Raw genomic sequence first — 25,873 nt, forward strand, 5'->3', positions numbered from 1 at the left:
CACCCCCTCCCCCACAGCCCGCCCCACACCACGCCGGGCCCGTATCAGCTAACCTGTCCGAGTCCATGCCTCCGTAGCTCAGGGGATAGAGCACCGCTCTCCTAAAGCGGGTGTCGCAGGTTCGAATCCTGCCGGGGGCACANGGGGGCACAGCTCATTGGGACGCTGACCTGGGATTTCTCTCCCGGGGAGGCTCTCTACTCGGCCTCGAACTCCTCGTCCGGGGCCGCTTGCGTGAGCGGTGCGTGAGCGGACGGGTCACCAGGCTCGGGCGTTTCCCCGGATTCCACGGCACCGTCCGGCACAGGCTGGGCGCCGGACGCTTCGGCTCTATCGAGCCCACGCTCGGCTTTTGGCTCGTCGTTTTCACCGGTTGCGCGTGCACGCGGGACGAGTCGGGCAGCAGCCTCGGCGATCGCGAGGTCGGCCTCGGGGAGCAGGCTCGTGTACGTGTCCGCCGTGATGGTGATCGACGAGTGGCCGAGCAACTCCTGAATGTCCTTGAGGTCGGCGCCTGCCGCATGGGCAAGAGTTGCAGCACCGTGTCGGAGGTCGTGGAGCCGGATCGGGGGAAGGCCAATCTTCTCGGACAGTTCGATGAAGTGGTGCGTGACGTTGGCGGGATGGAGCGGTTCGCCGTTCTCGCGGGTGAAGACCCGACCGGTCTCCACCCAGCCGCTTCCCCACTCCTCGCGGTCTTTGTCCTGCTGGATGCGGTGCCGCTTCAGGGCCTGGACCGTATCGGAATCGAGCGCGATGGTGCGTGCGCCTGCATCGGTCTTGGGGTCGTCCTCGTACACCTCCCAGCCGTCCACGACGAGTTGCTTGGCAACGGTGACCAGCCCGGCGTCCAGGTGCGTGTCAGTCCACTTCTGCCCGCATGCCTCGCCGCGCCGCAGACCGCGGAAGGCGATCAGATGGAACAGCGCGTACAGCCGGTCTCCCACTACGTGATCGAGGAATAGGCCGGTGTGCGCAGGTGTCCAGACCATGACGGGTGAGGGCTTCTCACCGGTGCGCCTCCAGTGGAGGATTCGCTCCTGGGTCCACACAAGAGCCTTGGGACGCTTGCCAGCTTCGAGCTCCACGTGGGCTGCGGGGTTGAAGGTGGCGAGCTGCTGGGTGATGGCAGCATTCAAAGCGGCCCTGAGAGTCGAGCGGATGCGCTGTCTCGTGGCAGGACCCGTTATTCGGCGGTAGGGCGGCATTCCCGCGATGACCGCTTTCATCTTCTTGCGACGGGCACGGTGCTCCCGCCCTTTCCAGGGAACCTGGGCGAGATCCTCGATTGCCTTGCGGCGTGCGGCGTTCGCCTCTGCGATTTCCACGTTGTCTTGGGCAATGGCTTCGAACATCTCCGACAGGTGGGCAACTCGCAGACGGTCCAGCCGGAGCTGACCAATCCGCGGTCTGAGGTGCACTCGGATGTTGCTCTCATCGCGGCTGATCGCGCTTTGGCGGCCCTTCTTTCCCGCCAGCCAAATGTCCAGCCACTCCCCGACCGTGAGTCGACTGGTCAGATCCAGACCGTGGCTGAGGCGCCGTCGCGTCGCCTCTACGTCCGGGAGCGTGGCCTTCTCTGCGGCAACCTTCTCCAGCAGCTCGGCGACCTGGTCCAGAGCCTCACCGTCGTCGCTGTCGGGGATGTTGAGGAGGGCGCGTACGTGGTCGAGGTCGGCTTGTGCGGCTTTGAGGGTGTCGTAGCCGGCGCGGTTGAAGGAGCGGCGGGTGCCGTCTTGGCGGGGTGGGAGTTCTTGGCGGATGGAGTAGGTGCCGTGCTTCCGGCTGCTGCGTTTGGGACAGGCCGTGCCGAGTGGTTTGCCGGTCTCGGGGTCGCGGCAGTAGCAGCGGCGGTAGGTGGAGCCCTTCAAGCGTCCTCCTCAGGGGAGTCGGGGGCGGGGCCGTGGGGGTGTTCGTCGAGGAAAACGAAATATCGGGGGAGGGTGGGGGGACGGAAGCCGGCACTGCGCATCTGGGCGCGAACACGGCGGAGCGCGGCGTAGTCGTCGGCGAGGCGCTCTTCGTGGTGCTCGGCGCTGCGGAGGGCGCTGCTGCGCGTATCGGGGTCGTTCGCCAAGCTGGCCTGCTGACGCCGGGACTTGGCGTATCTCCTGGCTTCTTCCGCGGAGGTGAGAACGGCGTGGTGGAAGCGGTGCAGGCGCAGGCTCCAGTCGGTGTCGAATTTGTCGTCCTCGCCGGTGAACCAGGTCAGCGCGTCCCAGGGCGATCCGGCCCCTCGCAGGGGCAGTTCGGCGTACTTGCTGATGTGGCCGACGGGGATGATGAGGCTGATGGGGTTGGTCTCCAGGGCTTTGGCCAGCACCATGACGTCGACCAGGGGCAGTGAAGTGCGGCGTCCGGACTCCATGTTGGCGATCACGTTGCGGGGGATGGGGTAGCCGATCTCGCTGCAGACTTGGGACAGGCGTTCAGCGCTCATGTGTCGCTCCATGCGTCGGCGGCGTACTTCGGCGGCCACGGTGGCGGCAACCTGCGCCGACCAGTCCAACTCATCATCCTCATCGTCGTGTGTCATGAAGACACAGTAGCTCTGTCTAGCCTTGTTTGTACCGCCGGGAGACGGTCGCGACCACCGCGTCCGCCGAAGGCAACGACGAGAGGGAGCACTGCACATGAACGAAGATCCCGAGAAGCCCGCCGGTCGGCGGAGGGGCATGAGCCAGGGCGAGGTGCTGGAACTTCCTGCCACGGTTGACCTGGAGACAGCCAACCGCGCCCTGGGGCTGGGGCGGAGCAAGGGCTACGAACTCGCCCGCCGGGGCCACTATCCCTGCCGGGTCCTGCGACTGGGCAACACCTACCGGGTGGTGACCGCCGACCTGCGGTCCCTCCTCGGCCTGGCCGTCTAGCGCCGGATGCTACACGCCACCTGTATGTCTCAGAGACACAGAATCGCTGGACTGTTGCCAGTAGCCGGTCGTAGGTTGCTGCTCGCCTGCCGAGAGGCGGTGCATGAGGAAGGCCCTCGGGGCTGCCACCCCGAGGGCCGAGGACGCCCCAACTGATCGCGTGTGATGACGAATCGGTGGTGCGGGGCCTGCCAGCCCCGCACCGCCGGGTGAGGAACGCCTATGGACAACCCTACGACCCAGCCCGATCCCGCCGCACCCCCCACAACTATGCCGCCGCCGCATGACGGGGGGCAGCCACAGCCCGAGATCGGCGCGTCCGCGAGTGAAGCCGGCATCCCGGCAGCGCAAGACCTGAACGCCGACGGCGGTGGCCACGATCTGAAAGGTACGGGTGCCGAGTTCGGGCCTGCGGACCAGCCCACCGCAGAAGACAGCGAGGGTGCGGAGCTGCTGGATGAGCTGCGCTCTGCGCTGGGCCGGTATGTGATTCTGCCGAGTAAGGAGGCGTTGCATGCGGTGACGTTGTGGGTGGCTGCGACGCATCTGCAGCACGTCTCCCAGCATGCGCCGAGGCTGGCGGTGGTCGGTCCGGCCAAGCGGTGCGGCAAGTCGAGGCTGCTGGATGTGATCACCGAGACCGTCCACAAGCCGGTGATCACCGTGAACGCCAGTACAGCGGCGATCTTCCGGTCGGTGACCGCGAATCCGCCGACGCTGCTGGTGGATGAGGCCGACACCCTCTTCGGCAGCCCGAAGATGGCGGAGAAGAACGAGGACCTGCGCGGCCTGCTGAACGCCGGTCACCAGCGCAACCGTCCCGCCCTGCGCATCGCCGGACCCGAGCACCAGCCGGTCTCCTTCCCCACCTTCGCCATGGCCGCCCTGGCGGGGATCGGTGACCTGCCCGACACGATCATGGACCGTGCGGTGGTGGTGCGGATGCGCCGCCGCGCACCGGGCGAAAGAGTGGCCACCTTCCGCTCCCGCCGCGACATCCCGCACCTGCATCTGCTGCGCGACCGCCTCGCCGCCTGGGCCGGTGAGGTCGCCGAACTTGCGGTGGAGCGGGAGCCGCAGATGCCGGTCGAGGACCGCGCCGCCGACACCTGGGAACCCCTCGTAGTGGTCGCCGACCTTGCCGGAGGGCCCTGGCCCGGCCTGGCGCGGTCGGCCTGTGCGGCGATGAGTGCGTTCGAGGCCGGGCAGGACGAGGAGGGCGGGCTGAGAATCCGCATCCTGGCCGACATCCGCACCGCCTTCGCCTCCTTGGGCGATCCCGAAGCACTGGCCACCACACGGCTGCTGGGGATTCTGAAAGAGGATGCGGAAGCGCCCTGGGCCGAGTACGGCACCAGCGGACTGACCCCGCGCGGGCTGCAGCTGCTGCTGAGGGACTACGGCATCACCTCGGCCAACATCCGCTTCCCCGACGGCATCCAGGCCAAGGGCTTCGCCCGCAACAAGTTCCTCGACGCCTGGGCCCGCTACTGCCCCACCCAGGCCCCAGCGCCGCCTGGGGACTGACCCGCCTCGACCGGTCCCACCCGTCCCCGCCCAGCTCACCGCCGGGACGAGTACCGGGCCCGCAACGAGTCGACCCGTCACACCCCCTCCACCCGTCCCTGTGCTGACCAGCCACGCAACCAGTGGGACGAGTGCAACGCCAACCGCCCCCGCAGCAGGCGCGCACAGCGTTCCGGCCACGCCTGCCGACACCCTCCACCCCCTGGAGACACCGCCGCATGACCAACCCGGCACCCACCCACGACCCCACGACGCCACTTGCCCGACGGGTGAGCGGCTGGGACCGCGCCGCGATCCTCGCCCTCGGAGCAGCCGCCTGCGCCCTGTCGTATGACGCTCTGCAGCAGATGGCCATCGCCATCCACATACGCGGCCCTCTGACCTACCTCTTCCCTCTCGTCATCGACGGGTTCATCGCCTACGGCGTCCGCGCGCTCCTCGTCCTGAACACCGCGCCCTTCCGGGCACGGCTGTATGTGTGGACGCTCTTCGGCACCGCCACCGCCGCCAGCCTCTGGGCCAATGCCCTCCACGCCATCCGCCTCAACAACCTCGCGGAATCAGGCGGGTTGCGCCTCGGCGACATCACCGTCGGCCTGCTCTCCGCCCTCGCACCACTCGCCCTCGCCGGCGCCGTCCACCTCTACATCCTCATCGCCCGCCAAACCGACACCGGCACCAAGCCAGACCACAGCGCGGAAGCCTCACCGCTCTTCGACGAAGCGGACGTGTCGGCTTCCGTGCACAACGACGAGATACCGGCTCGCAGGATGCGGCGCATCGGCCGCCCGCCCGGCGCAGAACTGCCCGAACTCCTCGACCTGGCACGGCCGCTGTTCGCAGCGCACGAAACCCCCACCCGCGAGACGGTCCGCCACACCATCCGCACCGCCGGACACAGCATCAGCGAAGACCGCCTCACCCAGATCATGACCACCCTCCGCACCGGCCCCACTCCCCGGACCGGGGACTGACCGGAACTCCCCGCAGGCCAACCCCGATACGGCCGAGGACGGTCCACGGTCCGCAGCCCCAGCGGACCGCCTCACGCAACAGCTACGGCAGCTCGGCCGAGTACCGGACCACCCCGGCGGACCGCTCCTCACAGCCCGGACTGGTCCGCAGCTTGCGCAGACCCAGCCCACTCCGAAACTCCTCACTCCCCCAACACGCCACGGAGAACGCCGACATGCTCGAAAGACACCACGAAACCCCGCTCGACCAGCAGCAGATGGCAGACCACCCCAGCCGAAGCGCAGCAAGTTGTGGGGTAAGGAGTCCTTACCCCGGCTCCGCCCCAGGGGTGGCGGAACAGGAGGCCGGCCCGGGGGTGCCGACCGAAGGGGACGCGGGCGGATCCCCCGTGCAGGCTGGCGCGCCGCGTCGGCGGCTTCGCCGACGCTCGCTGCGGGAGGAGCGGGTCCATCTGCGGTTCAGCCCGCAGGAGATGGAAGACATCCGACGGGCCGCAGCAGCCTCCCGGATGACTCCGGCCGGCTACGTGGCCGAAGCGGGCCTGGCAGCCGCCCGGTCCGAGAACCCGGAAGCGGCCGTGGCCGACTACCGGCGAACGGTGAAGGAGTTGATGGAATCCAACCGCCAGGCCGCCGCGCTCGGCAACAACCTCAACCAACTCACCTACCACCTCAACAGATCCGGCGGACCGCTGCCCGAACAGGCAGTTGTCCACAGGCTGTCGAAACGTGTGGATGACGTACTCGACGCTATCGACCAGGCGGTCGAGAGCCTGGTTCGGCGGTAGCGGGTGATACCGAAGATCATCCTGGGGAAGACCAGCGCCCAGGGACTCATCCGCTACCTCTACGGGAAGGGCAAGGCCAACACCCACACCGACCCGCACCTGGTCGCCTCGTGGAACGGCTTCGCCCCCGACCCCGGCCGCAACCCCCACCACACCAAAGCCCAACTAGCCCGGCAACTCGACCAGCCCGTGCGCATGCTCGGCGACCAGGCACCCGAGACGAAGATCTGGCACTGCCCCGTCCGCGCAGCCCCCGGCGACCGGCACCTGACCGACGAGGAATGGGCCCAGATCGCCCGCCGCATCGTCCACGCCACCGGCATCGCCCCAGAAGGCGACACCGAAGCGTGCCGCTGGGTCGCCATCCGCCACGCACCCGACCACATCCACATCGCCGCCACCCTCGTGCGCCAGGACGGCAAACGCCCCCATCGCAGCTTCGACCGCAAGGCAGCCCAAGCCGAAGCCCGCCGCATCGAAACCGACTACGACCTACGCCAGCTGAACCCCGGCGATGGCACCGCAGTGAAACGCCCCACCAGCAAGGAGCACTTCAAAGCCAAGAGACAGGGCAACGCCGCCACAGCACGGGAGATCCTGCGCACCCGCGTACGCCGCGCGGTGGCCGCAGCAGCCAACGAGCCCGAATTCTTCACCCTCCTCGAAGCCACGGGCGTGGAGGTGAAGCGTCGGATCGCACCCTCCGGCGACCTGCTCGGCTACAGCGTCGCCCTGCCCGGCGACACCAACAAGCACGGGGAGCCCGTGTGGTTCTCCGGCTCCACCCTCGCCGGCGACCTCTCCCTGCCCAAGATCCGCCAACGCCTTACCGCCAGCACCCCGGAGGCGAATGCCCGACCCGGACGCACACGCGAGGGCAACCCATGGCACCACGCCACGGCCGCCACCGAACGCATCCCCCACCACCTCACCCACGGCAACGACACCACGGCCCAGGGCCAGTTGGCCGCCCTCGGCGAGACGCTGGACCTGCTGCCACTCACCGCTCCCGAGGCCGCGCAGGCACAACTCCAGCACGCCGCCACCGCGTTCGAGCGCGCCACCCGCTCCCGCATCACCGCCGAACACAACAGCGCCCGCGTCCTGCGGCACAGCATCAAGACCATCCTCCGCGACCCCGCCCCCACAGGCGACGGCGCCGGCATAGCGATGCTCATCGACGCCGCCCTCATCGCCGTGGCCTACGCGATGCACTGGCACCGCAGCCACCAACACGCCCAACAACAAGCCGCCGCCCGACAGACCCTGCACCACCTACAGACCGCCTACGCCCACATCGCCCAGCCGGTCCTGCAAGGCTTCGCCCGCCGCGCCCCCGAGCCACACATCCAGCGCCGCTACGCCTACCAACTCAAGCAGGCCGTCCCCGCACACGCCGACCGCATCCTCAACGACCCCGCCTGGAACGCACTCACCACAGCACTCGCCGACGCGGAGGTCGCCGGACACGACACCACCACCCTCCTCGACCACGCCCTCGGCCAGCGCACCCTGGACGACGCCCACAACCCCGCAGCAGCCCTCACCTGGCGCATCCACCGCCTCGGACACCGCCACACCCCCAGCCCCCGAGCCCAAGCCGCCAAGACCCGCACCACCCCCACACCGTCGCCGCGACCGATTGCCGACGCGGCCACGCCCACGCGTCGGACTCCTCCGCGCCGCTGAGCCCAGCGGACGCGGGGTCTGCGGAGCCAACTGATGCGCACCGAAAAGAGTGTGGTGCTGTCATTGGGGCAAGGAACTGCGTCGGAGTCGGCTCGACTCCACGCGCGCTATTCGCTCCACGGCAGCTATGTCGGGAGAGCGCTTGGCGAACGGGAGTGATCCGCACTCCCGATGGGTGTCCCGCGCGATGTCAGAGAAAGATGCCACCCTGCTGGGCAGCGCTGATCATTGCTGCATCCGCTGGGAGGGTCTCATGGTTTCTCTGGTCAACCTGATGCGTTCACGAGGCACTCGCGGTGCCCATACATCTGCGCCTCCCGCTGAGGGCAGCAGCCCCACCGCCCCATCCATGGAGGAGGAAACCGCAGGTACCGTTCCCCTGCCGTACTTCAACCGCAGGATCAAACTCCTTGTGGAGGTCCTCGACCAGCCGGACGAAATCGTGCTGGCGACGCAGCTCCTCCGGGAACGAGGCTGGGCCGTGCGACAAGCGACACCTGCGGACTCCCCGAGCGCTCGCTCGGGTTTCACAGCACTCATCGTCGAGGTGCGGTTACGAGGCGCGCGACTGGGAGCCTGCCGGCACGCACGATCGCAGGTTCGCTCGCTCATCGAGCAGCGGAAACTTGCCGCGTGGGTTCGTGACGCCTCCATCGTGGAGCCTGACCTGCCCCGGGTCTCAACCACGTACCACGTCCACCGCCGTACACCTCCCGGCGCTGGGGGCTTGAAGCGCTGGGTGCTGAAGCACTGGGAGGCGTCAGGGGGCGCCGACATACAACGCGCGCTTGTTCTCCCCGGCCCCTCGGATTCTCAGAAGGCACGCGCGGAATTTGCGCAACGTACGCTCGGTGGGCCGCCGTTTGATGCCGAGATCCACGATGTTCGTCTCGGCGCCGCACCGAAGGAGGAGGCAGCGGACGTCGCTGGCCGGACAGGGGGGCTGCAAACACGCAATTCCCGCGAGGTCGCAACTTTCCTTGGCCTCGTCGTAGTGCTCCTTGGCAGCGGCATCGCCATCCACGCAACCGAGAGCCCATGGGCACTTTTCGGTCTGATACCAGCAGCAGGCCTGTGCTGGCGGCTTGGTGCCTGGGCTACAAGTAACGAGCCCCGGCCTGTCCTGTTCAGGCTGGCAATAGGCATTCTCTTCACAGGTGCCCTCACCTGGCTCGGCTACCTCTTGGCACGGAGCGCACTCGGTCCCGTTCCTATTCTGGTGTTGGTCGCGGCCCTAACAGGTTTGGGTATTGGGCTTGCATTCGGTGTCTGGCACGCACTGAGTCATTCATGGATCAGCCGCAACATCAGTTGGCTCTTGCCAGCGCTTATTCCCCCGCTCGCGTTCGTGCTTCCGATCGCAGGGAGGTTTCTGCACACCTACTATTTGAGGGAGAAATTCGGAATACCCGCCGATACCGTTCCAATTGCCTTCTACTCCCAGTACTTCGTGGCAATGAAACCGATGGCAATCGCATCGGCCATTGTCTTCATCTTCCTGGGCATTATTGGCTGGGTACGTCACTTCCACTGGGGAGGGGGCGCACGTGAACTAACGCTTATGATGTGGCCGTTCGTCCTCCTTGTTTACTTGCTCACCGCAGTACAGGTCAGTCTGGGAGATACCTCGGATGCTGCTGAGAGGACGGCTGCGCGAGCCCGAGCCGGCGACGCACCAGGCTCCTACTACGGCATTGTCGGCAGCTTGGTTTGCGTTCAACCTCTCGGCAAGGACATTCCCGTGCTCAACGGTCCTCTCCCGCGCAACCATCCCGTGCTCAGCTTTGGCAGCACGGGGGACTACCTGTGGGTCTGGGATCCCAAGCGGGACGGCAGGATCGGACAAGCAGTACGCGTCCGTTCAGAAGACGTTGCCGTACTCACGTTCACTGACCGCTCTGACCGTCGGTGCCCACGACGGGCGACAGATGGTTCATAGCTTTGGAGCCGTCTTCCACAAGGTTGACGTGCGCTGCCACGTTCTTGGCTGATCTGGGCGGCATCGTTGCGAGTGGATGAGTCCTGAAGCTGGCCAGTGGAGTTGGACTGCGGCGTCGGGAATGGCGTGGTAGATGGCTGCCGCAGGTTCACGTCGTTGCAGGCCAGCTCCTTGGTGTCAGGTGTTCGACTCGGGGAAGAGTATCTGGGGCTTATGCACGGCCCCAGCTGCGGTGATCTGAGATTCCAGGTCGGAGAGGAGTGAGTCGGCCACCACTTCCTCCACCACCGAAGCGACGTACTCTGCCATGGCGGGGGCAAGCGCTGGGTCCCAAGGCGCTTCAGTGAGCCTTCCTGGAGTAGGGCCGTGGTTGTGTCGGGCGATGGCGGCGCGGTAGTCCTGGGCTTTCATGCGCCAGGCGGCGGCGGAGGTCTTGTCCAGGACGTAGGCGGCGATGCGTATGCCTTCGCCGTCGAAGTCGCCGTGGTAGCGCAACTCGGCTCCCTCGGCGGCCAGCATGCGGAGGAGGTGGATGACCGCGCTGTTCGGCCATCCTGACGTACAGATCAGGGGCGGGCAGTAAGGGCCAAAGCGGCGAAGGGCGAGCGCCATGATGCTGGGATTCTCGGTGATGTGCACGGGCACTGCGGGGAAGCGGAACTCGCCCGGTGTTCGGAGCTGGGCGAGGGTGAGAGATGCGGCTTGTCCGGCTTCGGTGCAGGCGTTTGTTACGCGGCTCAGCGTGCCGTGGCCATCAGGACATAGTCCTGCGGTGAGGACGGTCGTGGAGAGTTCGTCGTCGGCGATGCCGGCCCGCGCCCATAGTGCGCGTCGTTGCTGTGCGCCGTCTGGTGGCTCAACGCCGTAGACGGTCGAGAGGGCTCGAAGAACAAGGGAGGACAGGCGAGTTCCGTCGTCCAGCGCGTGCGAGTCGCCGTCCAGCGTGTGTGCTGCGAAGACCGGCAGGGGTTCCCCGCCGGCGGGCAGGGCGGCGAGTACGGTCAGGGCCGCGGAGAGCAGCTCTCGGGTTCGGGTTACCGAGCCGTGGATGAGGCCTGCGCCGCGACAGTGCGTTGCCCAGTCGGCGAGCGCCGGTTGGGACCGCACAGTGTTGTGAGCTTCCAGCCAGGCCCACAGCGCGGCTCGCTCGTCGTTGGCGCGGCGTCGGTCGGCTGCGCGGTCGTCGATGGGGCCGACGATGTCGGCGACGACCTCGCGAACCGTACGGCCGTCGGTTTCGGCGAGGGCAGCTTCCAGTCGGGTGAGTGCGATGAAGGGTTTGGCGTCCGGCAGCCGGTCCAGTCCCAGCAGGTCGGCCAGGGCTTCTCGTTCAGCGTCGTTCAACGGTCCGATGCGAACTCGGCTGACGGGCCGGCCGGATGACAGGCGGTCGTGGAACGCTAGCCAGACGGGGTGCAGTTCGGGTCGTCGCAGAGAGCGGTCGCTCATGCCGGGACTTCCTCCGTCTCGTCCGGCTCCAGTCCGTTCCCGTCCCAGATGAAGCGTGCGCTGGTGACGGCGTCGTCGCCATCGACACCGGTGATCAGTTGGTGGACTGCGATGCCAGCGAGTTCGCGGTACGTGGCCCACTCGTGGTCGGAGGTGAGCATGAGGTCGAGGTCGAGTGCGCTGAGTAGAGCGAAGACCTGTCCGCGGTTGACGGTGTCGACACCGACGAAGACCTCGTCCAACAGGATCGGCCGGGGGGCTTCCGGCACCGCCTCGTAGTGGGCGGCCACAGCAGCGAAGAGCGGCAGGTGCAGGGCGATCGCCTTCTCACCTCCGGACAAGGCGCCGTGCATCTTCTTGGTGAGCAGCTGCCAGCCATGGCCATTGGCCCGGTCGAGCTTGACAACGAACTGGTGCCAAGCCGTGTAGTCGAGTACCTCGGAGAGTTGTTCTTCCCAAGTGGCCGCTGTGTTCCTGGCTTTGGCCTCCTCGATACGGCTGCGGAAGAACACGTGCAGGGCATCCCGGTCAGAGTCCGTGACTCGGCCGGGGTCCTTGAGGAGCAGCTCGCGGGCGGTGCGGGTGCCTGGTGGCAGATCCGGATGGATCTGCCACACCAGTTGGACCGCGACGTTCGAGGCTGTGCGGACACGCTCCAGGTGACCGTTCATCCGGTCGACGAGTTCATTGGCCTGGCGGATGCGGACCGCCAGGTGGCGCCGGGTGTCTCCGGTCAGGGTCTGGTCGAAGAGGCGGCGCTCGGCGGTGGTGATGTCGTCGCGGCTGCTGTCGCGCTCGGCGGTGAGGATTCGGAGCAGTCCCGTGGCTCCGACCCGCACGCCGTCCATCGTGGCGGCGAAGACCTGTACGTCCTCATCGGGTTCCAGGTCCAGGTCGGTGCGTTGGCCGAGCAGGGGACGAGCTTCGTAGACGGTTTCGAGGAGTCGGGTGGCGGCGTCGCTGACGTTGCGCGGTTCGTGAGGGATGTTGGGCCACTTCGCAGCGACGCTGCGGGCGGACTCAAGGGTGACCCGTGTGCCATCTTGTGCGGTGAGTTCTACTGAGACACCCGCGTCTTCGGGGAGGCCAAGAAGGCACAGGTGCCGGAACCTCTGCGCTGCCGCGTCCCTGGCGCTGATGGCCTTGTCGCGCTCCTCGGCGTCTTGGGCCATCGTGGTCTGCAGCCGTCCGATGCGCTGATCCAGCGCCCGGAGCTCCTCGTTCCTGAGGCGCACGTTGTCGCGGCTGCGGCGGTGCTCCTCCCTCATCTCATGGATGCGGGCGGCCACTTGGCGGAAGTCCTCGCCGACGGTGCTCTCAACTGCTTCCAGCTTGGCCCTGAGCCCCGATGACTCGGACTCGGCAGTCTCAGCCTCCTCAGCATGCTCCTGCGCGGCGGCGAGTGAGCGAGCAGCTTGGCTGCCGGCCGATGTTGACCGCTCCACATCGGCTGACCAGCGCAGGCAAGCGTCTGCCCAGGCGTCGGCCATGTCGCGGAACGTATCGACGGCGGACGATAGGTCCTTGAGAAGGCCCCGGTCCGTGGGCAGCCCATACTCCGCGGACAAGCGGCCCAGCTGGCGGAGGGACTTCGTAACGTCGGCTTCCCGCTCCTCAAGGAGCTTCGCTGCGGCTCGCAGAGCGTCGTCCCGGACGCCGATTCCTTCCTCTGCCCGGTCCCAGAGCCGCCGTTTCTCGTTGAGGTCCCGGTACCGGGGGCGCGCTGAGAGATCGGCGTCCAGACGGTTGCGACGCTCGCGGAATTCGCGCATCTGCGCGTCGCAGGTGGCGATGGTGCTGTTCACCTCGGCAAGACGCTCGGTGAGTTGGTCGATACGGCGCCTCCTGGCCCGCTCACGGGCGAGGGAGCCGATGTGGGCCGGCTCCTCCTTGGCCGAGGTGCCTGTAGCGGAGGCAAGCCGCCAGCTGCCGTCTGCGCCGACTGCGGCCAGGTGCTCGTTTGGTAGCCGCGGGCCGTAGGAGATGCCGCCGAGGACCCGCGAGATCGAGTCGGCGGCGACGGGGATGTCCGCCTCCGGACGCAATACGTCCAGCAGGGACGCTCCTGGAGCCGGAACTGCCCACGCGCCTTCGACCCAGGTGTCATGCCCTGGGAGCACCACTTCGTCGTCCGGTTTGCCCCAGGCATCCAGCAGTCCTGATGCTTCCAATGCCGCTTCGACGCCTGCTTGCACGTCGACCGGTACGTCGTCGTGGAAGGCCACCAGCCGTCAGAGGGGAGCGCCTGCCATCGTCGATCGGTCCGTGGTACGGGTGGGCGGGGCAGTGGGGGGCAGGTCGGCTTCCTGCCGCAGGGCTTCAATGGTTTCGGTGAGCGTTCCTCGCTCGTCCAATGCCGCACCGCGGGCTGTATCGGTACGTGCCTCGCGGTCGGCGATCTCCCCAACCACGCTCCGCATCGCCGAGTCCACCAGTGACGCGACATCGTCCTCGACCGCCGTGAGCGAGACCAACACCTCGACGTCGTCGATGCGAAGCTCCACACACCCTGCGGCCCACTCGCGCAGCAACTGCGCCTGCTTCGTCAGCGCCTCTTCGTATACGCGGATTGCCTCGTCCCGTCGGTGTACAGCATCCGCAAGCCGATCGCGAGCCTCATCCAGCGACGTTTCGGCAGCCGCTCGGTCGCTCAACGCGCGGTCGTGCGCTCCGATAGCAGAGCCAACTTCGGCAATGTGACCACGCCGTGCCTCGACCGCGCCACGCGCTAGATGGCGAGACCGTGCCACCTGATCGTCCCCGACGGACTCGGAGGTCTCAGACGGTGTGCCGATCATCGTCTTCGCTTCTTGATAGACGGACTCCAGACCCGCTGTGCGTGCCGCTCGATGGGCGTCTTCCGATGCCTCGCGTGCGCGATCGGCACACTGCTGGGCGCGTGCTGCGGCTTCCGCGGCGTGCTGTTCGTCCTTGCCTGCTTGCACCTGCTTGGCATCTGCTGTTTCGCGAAGCCGTTTCGCCCGCCGTGCTGACTGCTCGAAGCCTCGGCGAAGCTGGTCCAGTTCTTCACCCTGCTTGTAGACGTCGCTCTCTTTGAGGCCCTCGATGCCGGCTTCCAGTTCGTCCGCGCGCCGCTGAAGCTCGTCGCTCTGCAGTTCCGTTGCGTGTTGGTCTCGCTGGGCCTGTTCGTGCTGTTCCGTGCTCTCCCGGGCCACGCGGGTGAGGTTGTCCATGTCGGTCGTTGCCGAGATCAGCTTCGCGGCGCCGGAGCGCAGCACCCGCTGGGCATAGCTGCGTTGCCGAGAGGCGACGGATTCGGCGGCTGAGACCTCTTCATCCAACTGCCGCAGTTGTTCACGCTGCCGGTCCAACCGCTCGAAACCCTCGGCGAGTTCGGTGATCTCTCCCTCACCGAGCGGTGGCAGAGCCCGAGAGAGCAGGGAGGAGAGCAGAGACGGGTCAAGACGTTCGGAGAGCTTCGGCTGGCGCAGCTGCAGCAGAGCCGTGATCAATGCCTCGTAGCGCTGCTCTCCCATTCCTGCGAAGAGGGTGCGCCGGACCGTCGTCCGGTAGTCGGTGGCCGAGGAATAGACCTCGCCGTGCCCCTGCAAGGCTTCCGCGAGTGCTGCCCTTGTGAGCGGCTGGTCTGTGTCGTTGACCAGGAAGAGGCCGCCGGGCTGGGCGATTCGACGCGTAGTCGTGAAGTAGTCAGCGTGCACTGCGGTGGTGTGGACGCTGGCCTGCAGCCTTGCTCCGCAGGAAAACCACCGCTCCTCACCGCTCTCCGACGAGCGGCCGAACTCCATCCACACGTAGCCCACGCGTGTCTTGCCAGACGTGCCCTCGCCCATCAGGTTCCAGTGCATCGTCCGTTCGGAACCGCCGAACGTGGACAGTCTGTTGGGCCTCAGACTCGCGTCGAAGAGGAAGGGCAGCAGCAGCTCCAAGGCCTTGGACTTGCCCGTGCCGTTCTGGCCACGCAGCAACAAGCAACCCTCGTGGAAGGTGAAGGTCTCGTCGTAGTAGCGCCAGACGTTGAAGATGCCGGCGCGGTACGGCTGCCAGCGCTGCCGTTGCTGCGGAATTTCCGACTCGTCCGCTGTGTTCCCGCGGCTCACCGGAAGGTTAGTAACACTCACCACAGGCCCCCTTCGATCGATTGATCGTCAACGTCGGTGCTGTCCGCGGCGGCTGTTGTCGTGGCTTCCACGAGGCGGTACCGATGGGCTGCCGGCCTCACGATGGTGCGGTCACCGATACGTTGGGCCAGCCCGAAGTCGCACAGGACCGCCACCGCATCGTCGGCCAGCCTCTGAGCCCCCTCTGCCGACTGGTACGCCTTGGCCCACCGCGGAAACCGCCGCAGCAACTCGGAACCAACCTCGGTGAGTTGTTCCGGGGTCGCCCCTCCGGGCACGTCATGGATCCGCTCAAGCAAGAGCAGTGCAGCCACCCGTGCAGTGGACGATTCATCTGGGAACCGGGCATCAGTGGCGATTGCATCCGGGTCGATGAGCATGATCCCCTCCGCACGTTCCTCCAAGACGAAGCCGGCTTGCTCAACGGAACGGCGCAGAATCTGGCGGCCCGTCGGGGACGTCAGGTACGCCAGCTCGTCCTCGGTGAGGTCTTCGCGGTAGAGGACGGGATCGTCGAAGAGTCGCCGCAGCACGGAGTGGCGCAGCCACAGGTTTCGCTGAGTCTCAGACACGGCGACGGAATCGCGGCTCACAGGGTCGTCGGCCATTCCGCCGTAACGCCGTTCCCGCGCCAGTCCAGCGAGCAATTCCTCGAAGCGCAGGGAGACCTCTTCCGGCGGCACCGACAGCCGGGACGCTCCGATAGGTGCTGCCGGCAGCCGCATCAGCAGCGTGGCGTCGACCCGGTACAGCACCTTCGCGTCCGCCGAGTCGACGAAGGCCTCCGTGGTTCCGTCCACGGCCAGCAGGGCGCCGAAAGACTCCAGGAGCTTCAGCACGTCGACGAATGCCATGCGCTCCTGCCTGCTCATCGTGTCGAACGACGGCAGAGCCGGGTCCGAGGCGGTCGCCTGTACAGCGCGGTCGGCGAGCAACCCGATCGTGGTCACCGGCACGGACAGCAGCTCGGCCGCCACAACGCACAGCAGCACGTAGCGCCGACGGTCGAAGGGGGCCTTGCCGGAGCGCAGTCTGCGAGCCGGTCGAGAGGCGTCCGTGGTGGATCGAACCTTCGACAGCCGGGCGTACCCACGCCTGGGCTCGACCACCAGGTTCCAGCCGCAGGTGTAGTCGAACCACTTGGTCAGGGACTCCTTCCGCCGTCGAATGACGTCGAAAGCAACGCGGTCTGCCCGCTCGGTGATCAGCGGCCGGGCGAGGAGAAGACGGATTCCCCGAGCGACTTCCTCCCGCTCCGCGGCGACAAGTTGATTGGCCAAGCTGCTCATCCCGCGGCCTCCTTCCGGCTCGCCCACGTCACGGCCTGTCCGGCCCCAGCCGCGGTTTCGATATGCACGATGTAGTCCGGCCCTCTCAGGACACCTTTCGGCGTTCGCAGGACTGCCATCCTGCCGTCGGCAGCTGGACTCAAGGCGATCTCCACCCTGCCGTCGCCAGTGCCAGCCCGCCGGACGCCCGAACCGTCCGGTCGGGTCGAGAGCGCCCTGCCGAGCAGATCGAGCAGCCGGTCGAACGCTCCGTCGTCCAGCTCGCCGAAGTCGGAAAGCCTCAGTGGGCCCTCGGTCCTCAGAGCGCGCCACGCCTCTTGGAGCTCCACACGTTCCTGACGGGCCCGTTCCGCCCGCGCCGCTTTGATGGCGGCGACGTCCCGTACTTTGCCGGTTCGAGCGAAGCGCTCCGTACGACCGCTCGTGCGCAGCAAGGCCGACACCTCGACCGGCGACGCCTCCGCCCACGCCTGCGAGGTTGTAACCAATTCCGGGTCCGAGTGGGCGAGATGGGCGTGACGGGCTGAACCCAGCCCGAAGGCCACCGTCCACAGGCGGTGGAGATCCTCGTGCCCCGGGGCTGCCGCGAACCAACGGGCCAGCTCCCGGAAATCCTGGACTGCGCTCGAAGACCGGCGACGTGACTCATTGATCCGATCAAGGACTTGCAGCAGCGAGACGATGGCCCGGCGAGCAACGTCGTGCAACTGGTCAACCCGCGGCCGACCCCCATCAGGAGGGAGAAACCACGCCTGCAGACCCGCCCATCGTGCCCGCCGACGCTCCAGCCAGGCAGCGCCCGGATCCTCCCCGGCCACCGGCGGCAACTCCGCCCCGCGCAATGCCCGTTCGTGGAGGACCGAGATTCCTCGCTCCTCCACACGGGCCACAGCCGCTGCCACGCCGTGCCCACGCTGATCCAGGTTGACCAGGAACTCCCGCAGGTAGGCCACCGTGGCAGCCTTTACCTCCCGGAAGACGGTCAGATCGGCTCCCTCGGCACGCAACAACCGCTGAAGCTCCCCGTTGAACGCCTTGGTGTTGTCCAACAGAGCCTCAAGATGGCCTTCCAACTCCTGCAAAGTGCTGAAGATCCGGCGATCCGACGACGCAGGATCACCGGCCAGGACGTACAACTTGTCCAGCCTGTCCGTGATCGCCTCCAGCACCGCGGTCTGCAACGCTCCCGTCGTAGCGAGCACCGACAGTGCGTGCTGCACACCGGCGAACGCGGCTTCACCGCGCCGCGTCAGGGAGTACTGGAGGTTGCGCCGCTCGTATTCCTCCGCCGTCCGATAGTTCTCCGCGTGGTTCTGGATGACATCGAGCAAACCCCAGCTCTTGAGCTTCTTCAGCGCGTCGTGAAGGTCGTCGTCCGCAATCGCGTTGAGCCAACCGACCGTACGTAAGCGCCCGCGGACCTCATCCAGGCCGAGAGCCGTCTCCAGACGCTCGTTGGCCGCACCGAAGGCATGCAGGATCGCCCCGTACAGGTCGGCTCGATCACCTGTGGTGAACCGGAACATGTCCGGTGGAACCCTGCGCATGTAGCTCCCTCCCCCTCGCGGCCACGGCCGGCTCCGAAGCCTTCAAACAACCGTAGATGCGGCCACCGACAACGAAGCTGGGAATAACGGACTCCCCGATGCCACGACCGCGTTGACCGACGTCGACATCGACTCCGGGGCCGAACGGGCACAGGGACACACGAGGAGTGACCCACGAGAAGGCCCAGCTTGAAGTCAGTGGATCCCGCCGCCCACAACCCCGCTGCGGCCCTCACCTGGCGCATCCACCGGCTTGGACACCGCCACATCCCCAACCCCGGAGCCCTAGCCGTGAAGGTCCGCAACAACCCCACAACGTCAACGCGCTTCCCAGCCGACGACGCCACACCCCCGTCGCCGAGGCCAACAGAGGGAGTCCAAGAGGACACAGGTAAGGCAATTTCAGTACGACTGTGCTGCGTTGCCGATCCCTCCAGCGGCTGGCCAGCGTTCACCCGCGCTCGAGTGCCTGATTCAGGAAGACGCGCTTCCTACATTGAACGCATGGCGAGAGGAAAACCGAACCCGGCCGACCAGCATCTGATGCGTGTTGCCGAGGCGTCGGGGATGAACCTGAGCGTGGCTCGATTGGAGCGGTGGCGTAAGGCGGGGCTGATTCCTCGTCCTGGGCCCGACACGCTGGTCCAGTGCGGCTGGAAACAGGTCTATCCGCTGGAGACGGCTCAGCTCGTTGTGGGGCTTCTGACGTGCTGCGCGCGCAGTCGAACGATAGACGATCTCGCGTTGCTTGCGTTCTTCAGCGAGGTTCCCGTACCGATCGAGCCGGTGAAGGCTGCCCTCGCGCGAACCTACTTCACGCACAGAGTTGCGCAGCAATCAAAGGAGCAGCAGCTCTTTGAGGCCATCCCTCAGGTACACCGGGAGGCTGATTCGGCGGAGTACAACTGGGCCGAGGTCGCTGCCGATCTGGACATGCAGCAACATCGCGACGCTGTGCGCCAGATGAGAGCGAATCTCAAGAGGAACAAGGAGCTGGCCAACGCAACCCGTATTGAGCTCGACCAACGAGTCCGAGGAGTCTTGATCTGGCTGAATGCGCCAGCCTTGCCGGTGCACGACGCAGAGTACATGGCGGATTTGCGCTGTGCGCTGGCCTTCCACGGCCCACCTGAACAGTCTCGGGCTGCTTGGGTACTTGCGGCTCTCTGCCACAGCCAGCAGCGGGCCGTGTGGCGCACGACCTCTGGCGAGCAGCGTTTCGAAGAGCTGATGGCACTCGAAGAGGTCGAATTGCTGCACCTCCGGGACCTGGTGCGGGAATCGCTGGACGCCATGTGGTGCATGGCAACCGAAGGCAAAGGCCAGCGATTCGATGTCGGTTCGTCTGCGTCGGCGCGACTCGCTGGCGGCATGCTGATTGAGTGGATGGGCGCCCGGCACGTCCACCCACCAGGCTCTCGCCCAGCGCAAGTCCTCCTGGACAGTTTGCGCGGCTTGTGGTCGCAGTGCGCGGCTTCCGCCGACACCGATGCCAGCGGCGAAGGAAGATCAGCGTTCATAACCCGGACTCGTTCTGACAGGGGTAGCTGACGTGGATGAGCCACCCTCGCCCGGGTTCTGCCGGTCGACTCGACGCAGGGAGACCGTCGACAGAGTCCACAACCAGTCACACACAGAAGCACTTGTGCAACGAGTCGCACATCAACTAAAGTGCAGAGTCCGTCGAAGTGCTCAAATGGAAAGTTGGCCAGAGGAGTCGTCTGCATGAGTGTGCCTCTTTCCCCCTGGGTCGCCGAGGTGTTCGGCAAGCAGGCCTTGGCGATACGCGTCGGTCTCGGACAGGCACTGCGAAACATGCAGGCCAACGCATTGGCGGCCCACGAACAAGCCGAATCTCGCACCAACCACACGTACGGCTCGGCACGGTGGCAGGGGCAGTTCGAGCGCTTGCAGGAAGAACTGCAAGATCTGCCGGGTGCCACACCAGTGAAGCCGTACAACTTCCCGTTCGAGTTGATGCTCATCGGCAAAGGGCTGCTCTACCCCTTCCAGTACTCCAAGACCGCCTCTGATGTGCGCACCGCGCGCATCCCCAGCGAGTCGCAATTGGTGAAGGAGCTGTTCACGTTCGCACCCGCGCCTGCCCATACGCAGGGCGCGTTCGACTTCGATGACTTCATCGAAGGCACTATGTCAGCCGAGCCGCGGGGTGGCCTTGCCAATGTTCCCTCTGGCACTCATCTGATCCTGGTGCCCTTCGCCTGCAACGTCTCCGAGCTGTTGGAGGCGCACTGGGGCATTGCGGCCCTGGGCGAGGGTCGCCGACTGCAATGGACGACCGACCCTGAACTCATCCCTCTCCCCGCAACCGTCACCTCGCCGGGGCAACGTCTGGCCAGCGTCCCCTCGCAGCCGGCATCACCTGCGGCAGAGCACTCCCGCTTCGATCATGGAACAGAGCCAGCCCTTACCCTGTCGTCGCGTGCGGATGCGGACCGGGAGCGGGACGTTACGCCGCTGACCGAGGCAGAACCAGTCGAGGACCAGGCCGGCGAAGACGATGCGACTCACTAGGCAAGACCCCCTTCCAAACATGGAGGCGCGGGGCGCCACACCACGTGCCATTTGGGATGCCTTTGATCCCGCCCGGCTGACGCAAGCACGGCGCCTGGCCGAGATGACGAAGAAGGACGTCGCATCTGCCCTTGGGGTGACGCCGGCCGCTGTGGGCCAGTACGAGACCGGCGTCACCCGCCCCCGCCCCGACCTCATCCCCCGCTTGGGCGAGGTACTCAACGTGCCCGCCAACTTCTTCCTCGCTGGACGCCCCGCGAACCGACTCGACGCCTCCATGGCCCACTTCCGCAGCCTGCGCAGCACGCCAAAATCGCACCGCGAGCGAGCCCTGGCCTTCGCCGAACAGGTATGGGAACTCACCTACGCCGTCGAGCATGAGGTCCAGCTGCCCCTCGTGGACCTTCCTGGCTTCGCCGGCGGAGAAGTCCACCCTGGGGCAGAACTGCCTACCGACCCTGCCGCGGCAGCACGTGAGTTGCGACGTCGTTGGAACTTGGGAGAAGGGCCGGTTACTCATCTAGTGCGGCGTATGGAATCCCACGGCATCGTCGTCATCATGCCTCCGGCCTCAGACTCATCCGCCTCAACAGTGGATGCCTTCTCCACCCGCGCTGCCAGGCCCCTCGTGGTCCTCACAGCCAACCGGGCCGATGACATCTATCGGCACCGATTCACAGCTGCCCATGAACTTGGCCACCTCGTACTCCACGGCGACGCGACCGGCGACAGCCGCCAAGAGAAGGAAGCCGACGCGTTTGCCGCCGAGTTCCTCACCCCCCAAGAAAGCATCCTCCCGCTCCTTCCGAAGCGGATGGATCTAGCAAGGCTTGCTGAACTCCGCCAGATCTGGGGCGTTTCCATCCACTCACTCGTCTACCGGTGCCGGGAGCTGGGACTCATCTCCGATGCCACCGCGAGCCGCACTTACCAACGTCTCCGGGCGCTGCAGGACCAGCCTGGATTCGCCCCTGAACCCGTATCGAACTACTCCGGAGAACAGCCGGCCCTCCTACGGCAAGCCTTTGAACTGGCCTCAAGCGAGACAGGCCTGTCAGTGACGAAGCTGGCGCACAAGCTTGCATGGAATGCCACGCGGGTCCGCGAACTTCTCAGTGTCCAAGAGCAGCGCCCCGTCCTGCGCCTCGTGGAGTAAGTAGCCTGTCGCGGACTGGCCCAACGCAAACCGCCCGCAATGTGGCCTCGACGCGTCGCTTGGCCTACTTCAAGCCAATCGTGTCTGGCGGAATGTGCAGGGTCAGCCTGTTGAGCGAATCATCACCGTGAGGCGGGGTGACGCCGGCGATGGCTGGCTGTGACCGATGTCCCGGTATCCCCATGACTTGTACAGGGCATGGACCTTCCCGTCTCCGGCTGCTTCGTTGACCATGAGCGTCACGTACGGCTCATCACGGCCTGCAAGGAGCGTGTCGTGAATGTGTCGCGCTACTCCGGTTCCCCGCCACACGGGGCACACCCCGATCTCTTTCAGCGCCAGGGCTGCGTGCACGGTGTACTTCTCGAAGGGCGGTGGAGTGGTGCGCTGCCAGTATCGGTCCCCGTCCTCGATCGTGTTGCCGTAGGCGTACCCCACCGGGTGCTCGCCGTCGTAGGCGAGTACCGCCTGAAAGCCGGGCTCGGCGCCGTGCCTGTCCAGCCGCTCGCCGAAGGAAGAGACCGCATAATTCGCAAGGTGGAGCAGCGGTGCCCGTACCTCGGCATACACGTTGAGCAGATCGGCACGGACGGCGTCCAGTTCGGTGAAGGAGCGCAGTTCGATGGCGGGTGCCGAGGTCATGCGTTGGTCCTCCAGGCGGCGGTGTGCTCGGTCCACGTGCTCACGCTGGCACTGCCCGGTGCGGTGGCACGGAGGGCAGCGCCGAACTCCTGAAGCATGCGCGATACCCGGGGGTGATGGGTAGCGGCCTCCGCCGTCACGTTCATGGCTGTACCCGTGGCGGTGTCGACGTCGCCCTGGGCGAGCTGTGCCTGTGCGAGGCGGCTGGTGGCGATGGCGCGTGAACGCTGCATGTGAGGCCTGAGCACCGCCAGGCATCGGTGCGCGTGGTACTCGGCCGTGGACCAATCACCAGCAGCAAGGTGGGCGGTAAGGGCGAGGGAGTGAAGTTCCGCCTTGTCGTAGAAGGCCAGGAGCCATAGCGGCCGGAAGGCGTCTCGATCAGCGCGGTTCATAGCTTCATACGCCTGATCGAAGGTGCGAGGAAGGCTCCGCCGCTCGTGGGCGGCGCCTTGGATGGCCATCTGCCGGGCCAGGCCAAGGGAGGCGAACATCGGGTCGCGGCGCGTGATGTGCTGACTCCGTGCGACGTCGTTGGCGGCTCGGGCATCGGCGGGGCGCCCCATGTGCCGGTAGAGGCTGCCGGCGTGCGACCAGATGCGGAACTTGATCGTCTGATCGCCGGATAGCTCAGCGAGGGCCTGAGCTTCCCGCATGTGGGCGATGGCGTCTTGGAAGCGGCGGCCGTCGATGGCAGCCCACATCGCAGATGAACGGAAACTCGCTGCGGTGGCGTAGAGGCGGCTACGCACTCGGTGGGTGGCACTGCCGGAGTTCTGGAGGTTCAGGGCCGAGTCGGCGAGGTCTGCAGCACGCTTCTCGATGTCGAGTTGTCCGCCGCGTTTGTGATCGCTGGCGACCACGGCAGCGAGCTTCTCTTCCAGACGTTCAACATCGCTCATGCCGATCTTGCGGGTTGAGGCGCCGGCTGGAGCGGCGGCAGCCACGGCCGCTGAGACGGTTCCGGCGACGAGGGTGCGGCGGTGCATGGGGTCCTCCTGCGGTGGGGCTGCCGCGGATGAGGAGCGGCCCCGTGGCACGAACCCTAAGTCGACGGCGGACATCCCAGAGATGTCCTCCAGGACCTTCCGCGTTGCCGTATTGGGCCAGCGGACTCGCCCGGATCGCCACTCCCGGACATGACGGCCGTCGCATGTTCCGGGTTTGCCGGTGAGGTCCTCCAGGGCTGAATTCACGGCCTTGGCGAGGCTGTTGGAGCTGTGCTGATGGTCTGCCATCCACGCTTCAAGAGCCCTGTTTCGCGTGGTGTCCATGGCCGCACCGTAGCCCGTTGTGCACTCAGCGCAAGGTAAATGGATTACCAAAACCCCCTAGGGGGCTCATCGCGGTTCTGCGTCAGATCCCCTAACCAGCAGTAGGGGACGGGGGGTTATCTGTTTCGCACGGCAGTGGACTGCTGGAGCCACCCCGGAGACCGAAGGTGAGGACGATGACGGAGTGTCAGGGAGCAGGCGAGCCTCTGTACGCAGTGACGTGCATGGCGTCGAGGCTGGCATTCACTGACCTGGGCATCCACCCTCACGCAATGGCCAAGCGGACGGGGCTGGTGTGGCTGGGTGAGCATCGTGACTGAGCCATCTGCGACCGGAGTTCCGGCGTACAGCGAGACGCTGCGACGCATCCCGGAGTCTGTGACGAAGGCGCGGCGCCTGGTGTCCTCATCGCTGCGTGTATGGCGCCTGGAAGGCGCGGAAGACGCGGCCTGGCTGGTGGTCAGCGAGCTGTTCACGAACACCGTGGTGCACGCCCGGATGGACTGCGTACGGGTCACGGTCTCCCGCGTTGACGAGCAGGTGGTGCGCGTCGCGGTCATCGACTGCTCCCACGCCAAACCGCAGGTTCGCGAGGCCGGGGCGGACGACGAATGTGGGCGTGGCCTGGCGCTCGTGGACGCTGTGTCGACGGACTGGGGCGTCGACCCGCTGCGCTGGGGGAAGCGCGTGTGGGCCGAGGTGAAGTGCGGTGGCCGATGACCCCGAGCTGCGCCCAACTGCTGTACGTGCTGGCTGTGATGGCGCTCATGGGCGCTCTGACCTACGGCATTGGCTGGGGCTCGTGATGCCCCGCCTGAACCTGCCGCTGCTGGCCGGCGTCCTGCTCCGACCGCGGGCCGCAGCGGCTTCCCGGCTCCGGTCGTTCCACCTTCGCGCCAGGGGGACGGCCGGAGCCTCCACCCCGGAAGGACCCTCGTGCACCGCGTCTGGCAGGACGGCGAGTGCTGGCTGTGCGATGCCGACGACCGGCCTGTGCTGTGGATCGGGCCGGTACAGACCGACACCGGCACGGCCCCGATGTTTGCCTGCAAGCCCTGCATACGCCGACTTGAGGAGCGAGTCCGCCGGTACGAAGCCGCCATCGACAACGCGCCTGCCCGATAAGCCCCGTGTCCCGGCCGTGCAGCGCACGGGCGCACCGCCGGGACACGGCTCCACGCCCCTGCCCCATACCCGTTCACAGGAGTTGCGCATGCCCGCCGAGATGCTGCGCGTAGGACCCGGCGAGATCCGTCGCGGGGACCGAACGCTACGCGGCGGCACACAGGTTGAGGTCATCGATATGGTCGTGGCCGGACTCACGGGGAAGATGCTCCGCTTCGACAACGGTTCGATCTACCTGCTGCGCAGTGGCGACGAGCTGCAAGTGTGTCGCGGCGCCCAAGCCACCGCCCCCGCACGGCGGGCCACTCATCCGCGCCGGACCGCTGGGAATACCGCCGCTGCCGAAGAGGGGCACACCGCCCGAGAGGTCGCCGAGCGGGCCGAGCGGCACTCGCAGGCCGCAATCGCCATGTGGGCCAGACGTCGCGAGCGCTTCGCGGCTGCCAGCGAACAGGGCCTACAACGCGGCCCGTACCCGGGCGAGGAACACATGCGCCACTGCGGATACCGCATGTGGCCCAAGCCCGTGCACGGCGGCGGCCTGCTCTACACCTGCAACCGCTGCGGCCACATCAAAGCCGACCAAGCGCCGGACGAGGCACCCCAATGAGCATGTGGCGCTGCTGTTCGGCCGAATCCGCAAGGCACCAGCCGCGTACGCGGCTCCCAATCTCCTGGTCTCGGCACCGCCCGGTGTCGCGGCCAGGTGGCACCACCCGTCAGAAGCACAACCACCAGTAGGAGGAATCCATGCTCACGACCATCGAGCAGACCCAGGCCGCCGCACCGGTGGCCGACGGTGTCGACCTGGAGCTGAACGTCAGCATCGTCACCGCGGGCCCGGTGGCCGCAGCCTTGCTGTCGTCCACCGACGACGGCTGCGACACCGTCCGCGGCGGCGACTGCTGAAGCAGTCAACCCGGCTCTGACGCCCCCGGGGTGTCCGCGGCGAGGAGCCTCGCCGCGGAC

Annotated in this window: 19 protein-coding genes, 1 tRNA gene and 1 pseudogene; 13 read left to right on the plus strand and 8 right to left on the minus strand. The window is 66.7% G+C overall.

What is annotated here, in order from left to right; all coding sequences use genetic code 11:
* Positions 1-67: 67 nt before the first annotated feature.
* A tRNA-Arg gene (locus AN218_RS04830) sits at positions 68-140 on the plus strand.
* A gap of 57 nt (positions 141-197) precedes the next feature.
* On the opposite strand, the gene AN218_RS04835 is transcribed toward AN218_RS04830, so the two are convergent.
* Both AN218_RS04835 and AN218_RS04840 read right to left on the minus strand, forming a co-directional pair.
* Complete coding sequence (locus AN218_RS04835; protein ID WP_070015368.1) at positions 198-1,871, minus strand: site-specific integrase; 1,674 nt, start codon at positions 1,869-1,871, stop codon at positions 198-200.
* Positions 1,868-2,536: a helix-turn-helix transcriptional regulator gene (locus AN218_RS04840; protein WP_070015369.1), complete on the minus strand. Its 669-nt coding sequence runs from the start codon at positions 2,534-2,536 to the stop codon at positions 1,868-1,870. Before AN218_RS04840 ends, AN218_RS04835 begins: the two co-directional genes overlap by 4 nt.
* Positions 2,537-2,633: 97 nt before the next feature.
* Between AN218_RS04840 and AN218_RS04845 the strand changes: the two genes are divergently transcribed.
* From AN218_RS04845 to AN218_RS35975, 6 genes are all read left to right on the plus strand, one after another.
* Positions 2,634-2,870: a hypothetical protein gene (locus tag AN218_RS04845; RefSeq protein ID WP_070015370.1), complete on the plus strand. Its 237-nt coding sequence runs from the start codon at positions 2,634-2,636 to the stop codon at positions 2,868-2,870.
* A 222-nt stretch (positions 2,871-3,092) separates the two neighbouring features.
* Positions 3,093-4,397: a DUF3631 domain-containing protein gene (locus AN218_RS04850; RefSeq protein WP_079131821.1), complete on the plus strand. Its 1,305-nt coding sequence runs from the start codon at positions 3,093-3,095 to the stop codon at positions 4,395-4,397.
* Positions 4,398-4,615: 218 nt separating this feature from the next.
* Positions 4,616-5,371, plus strand: a complete 756-nt coding sequence (locus AN218_RS04855; protein ID WP_070015371.1) for a DUF2637 domain-containing protein — start codon at positions 4,616-4,618, stop codon at positions 5,369-5,371.
* Between the two features lie 329 nt (positions 5,372-5,700).
* The gene (locus tag AN218_RS04860) at positions 5,701-6,159 is read left to right on the plus strand and encodes a plasmid mobilization protein (protein WP_070015372.1); all 459 of its coding nucleotides are present in this window, start codon (positions 5,701-5,703) and stop codon (positions 6,157-6,159) included.
* A 3-nt stretch (positions 6,160-6,162) separates the two neighbouring features.
* On the plus strand, positions 6,163-7,848 hold the full coding sequence (locus AN218_RS04865) for a relaxase/mobilization nuclease domain-containing protein (RefSeq protein ID WP_070015373.1): 1,686 nt from the start codon (positions 6,163-6,165) through the stop codon (positions 7,846-7,848).
* A gap of 349 nt (positions 7,849-8,197) precedes the next feature.
* A complete protein-coding gene (locus AN218_RS35975) occupies positions 8,198-9,787 on the plus strand; it encodes a hypothetical protein (protein WP_141747471.1) in 1,590 nt (529 codons plus the stop codon).
* Between the two features lie 177 nt (positions 9,788-9,964).
* Here AN218_RS35975 and AN218_RS04875 read toward each other — a convergent pair whose 3' ends face one another.
* The 4 genes and pseudogenes from AN218_RS04875 to AN218_RS04890 all read right to left on the minus strand — a co-directional run bounded on the left by AN218_RS04875 (position 9,965) and on the right by AN218_RS04890 (position 18,151).
* Positions 9,965-11,236, minus strand: coding sequence for a TIGR02679 family protein (locus AN218_RS04875; RefSeq protein ID WP_070015375.1), 1,272 nt, complete (start codon positions 11,234-11,236; stop codon positions 9,965-9,967).
* Positions 11,233-15,339: pseudogene (locus AN218_RS04880) on the minus strand (TIGR02680 family protein). The gene AN218_RS04875 and the pseudogene AN218_RS04880 overlap by 4 nt, the downstream one beginning before the upstream one ends.
* On the minus strand, positions 15,333-16,625 hold the full coding sequence (locus AN218_RS04885; protein WP_070015376.1) for a TIGR02678 family protein: 1,293 nt from the start codon (positions 16,623-16,625) through the stop codon (positions 15,333-15,335). The pseudogene AN218_RS04880 and the gene AN218_RS04885 overlap by 7 nt, the downstream one beginning before the upstream one ends.
* A complete protein-coding gene (locus AN218_RS04890) occupies positions 16,622-18,151 on the minus strand; it encodes a TIGR02677 family protein (RefSeq protein ID WP_244900267.1) in 1,530 nt (509 codons plus the stop codon). The genes AN218_RS04885 and AN218_RS04890 overlap by 4 nt, the downstream gene beginning before the upstream one ends.
* 525 nt (positions 18,152-18,676) lie before the next feature.
* On the opposite strand from AN218_RS04890, the gene AN218_RS04895 reads away from it, so the two are divergent.
* The 3 genes from AN218_RS04895 to AN218_RS04905 all read left to right on the plus strand — a co-directional run bounded on the left by AN218_RS04895 (position 18,677) and on the right by AN218_RS04905 (position 21,863).
* Positions 18,677-19,723 (plus strand): hypothetical protein, encoded by a 1,047-nt coding sequence (locus AN218_RS04895; protein WP_141747472.1) that lies wholly within the window; start codon positions 18,677-18,679, stop codon positions 19,721-19,723.
* Positions 19,724-19,897: 174 nt separating this feature from the next.
* Positions 19,898-20,707, plus strand: coding sequence for a hypothetical protein (locus tag AN218_RS04900; RefSeq protein WP_070015379.1), 810 nt, complete (start codon positions 19,898-19,900; stop codon positions 20,705-20,707).
* Between the two features lie 19 nt (positions 20,708-20,726).
* Positions 20,727-21,863 (plus strand): helix-turn-helix domain-containing protein, encoded by a 1,137-nt coding sequence (locus tag AN218_RS04905; protein ID WP_275936953.1) that lies wholly within the window; start codon positions 20,727-20,729, stop codon positions 21,861-21,863.
* Between the two features lie 102 nt (positions 21,864-21,965).
* Here the strand turns inward: AN218_RS04905 and AN218_RS04910 are convergent, their stop codons facing one another.
* Both AN218_RS04910 and AN218_RS04915 read right to left on the minus strand, forming a co-directional pair.
* On the minus strand, positions 21,966-22,505 hold the full coding sequence (locus AN218_RS04910) for a GNAT family N-acetyltransferase (protein ID WP_171908601.1): 540 nt from the start codon (positions 22,503-22,505) through the stop codon (positions 21,966-21,968).
* Complete coding sequence (locus tag AN218_RS04915; protein ID WP_070015380.1) at positions 22,502-23,494, minus strand: NsdA family TPR-like regulatory protein; 993 nt, start codon at positions 23,492-23,494, stop codon at positions 22,502-22,504. The genes AN218_RS04910 and AN218_RS04915 overlap by 4 nt, the downstream gene beginning before the upstream one ends.
* 597 nt (positions 23,495-24,091) lie before the next feature.
* Here AN218_RS04915 and AN218_RS04920 point away from each other — a divergent pair.
* The 3 genes from AN218_RS04920 to fxlA all read left to right on the plus strand — a co-directional run bounded on the left by AN218_RS04920 (position 24,092) and on the right by fxlA (position 25,813).
* Entirely contained in the window at positions 24,092-24,499 is a 408-nt protein-coding gene (locus AN218_RS04920; RefSeq protein ID WP_338059598.1) for an ATP-binding protein, read from the plus strand.
* A 493-nt stretch (positions 24,500-24,992) separates the two neighbouring features.
* Complete coding sequence (locus tag AN218_RS04930; RefSeq protein ID WP_070015383.1) at positions 24,993-25,514, plus strand: hypothetical protein; 522 nt, start codon at positions 24,993-24,995, stop codon at positions 25,512-25,514.
* Between the two features lie 140 nt (positions 25,515-25,654).
* Positions 25,655-25,813, plus strand: coding sequence for an FxLD family lanthipeptide (fxlA, locus tag AN218_RS34130; RefSeq protein WP_078511948.1), 159 nt, complete (start codon positions 25,655-25,657; stop codon positions 25,811-25,813).
* The last annotated feature ends 60 nt before the right edge of the window (positions 25,814-25,873 follow it).

Origin of the sequence: Streptomyces nanshensis, from assembly GCF_001751255.1 — a bacterium.
GTDB lineage: Bacteria > Actinomycetota > Actinomycetes > Streptomycetales > Streptomycetaceae > Streptomyces > Streptomyces nanshensis_A.

Coding starts and splice junctions, on each gene's coding strand:
- AN218_RS04910 (WP_171908601.1), bottom strand. CDS start 22,505: ATGACCTCGGCACCCGCCATCGAACTGCGCTCCTTCACCGAACTGGAC.
- AN218_RS04885 (WP_070015376.1), bottom strand. CDS start 16,625: ATGAGCAGCTTGGCCAATCAACTTGTCGCCGCGGAGCGGGAGGAAGTC.
- AN218_RS04930 (WP_070015383.1), top strand. CDS start 24,993: ATGCCCGCCGAGATGCTGCGCGTAGGACCCGGCGAGATCCGTCGCGGG.
- AN218_RS04850 (WP_079131821.1), top strand. CDS start 3,093: ATGGACAACCCTACGACCCAGCCCGATCCCGCCGCACCCCCCACAACT.
- AN218_RS35975 (WP_141747471.1), top strand. CDS start 8,198: ATGGAGGAGGAAACCGCAGGTACCGTTCCCCTGCCGTACTTCAACCGC.
- AN218_RS04845 (WP_070015370.1), top strand. CDS start 2,634: ATGAACGAAGATCCCGAGAAGCCCGCCGGTCGGCGGAGGGGCATGAGC.
- AN218_RS04905 (WP_275936953.1), top strand. CDS start 20,727: ATGGAGGCGCGGGGCGCCACACCACGTGCCATTTGGGATGCCTTTGAT.
- AN218_RS04855 (WP_070015371.1), top strand. CDS start 4,616: ATGACCAACCCGGCACCCACCCACGACCCCACGACGCCACTTGCCCGA.
- fxlA (WP_078511948.1), top strand. CDS start 25,655: ATGCTCACGACCATCGAGCAGACCCAGGCCGCCGCACCGGTGGCCGAC.
- AN218_RS04895 (WP_141747472.1), top strand. CDS start 18,677: ATGGCGAGAGGAAAACCGAACCCGGCCGACCAGCATCTGATGCGTGTT.
- AN218_RS04915 (WP_070015380.1), bottom strand. CDS start 23,494: ATGCACCGCCGCACCCTCGTCGCCGGAACCGTCTCAGCGGCCGTGGCT.
- AN218_RS04840 (WP_070015369.1), bottom strand. CDS start 2,536: ATGACACACGACGATGAGGATGATGAGTTGGACTGGTCGGCGCAGGTT.
- AN218_RS04890 (WP_244900267.1), bottom strand. CDS start 18,151: ATGTTCCGGTTCACCACAGGTGATCGAGCCGACCTGTACGGGGCGATC.
- AN218_RS04875 (WP_070015375.1), bottom strand. CDS start 11,236: ATGAGCGACCGCTCTCTGCGACGACCCGAACTGCACCCCGTCTGGCTA.
- AN218_RS04900 (WP_070015379.1), top strand. CDS start 19,898: ATGAGTGTGCCTCTTTCCCCCTGGGTCGCCGAGGTGTTCGGCAAGCAG.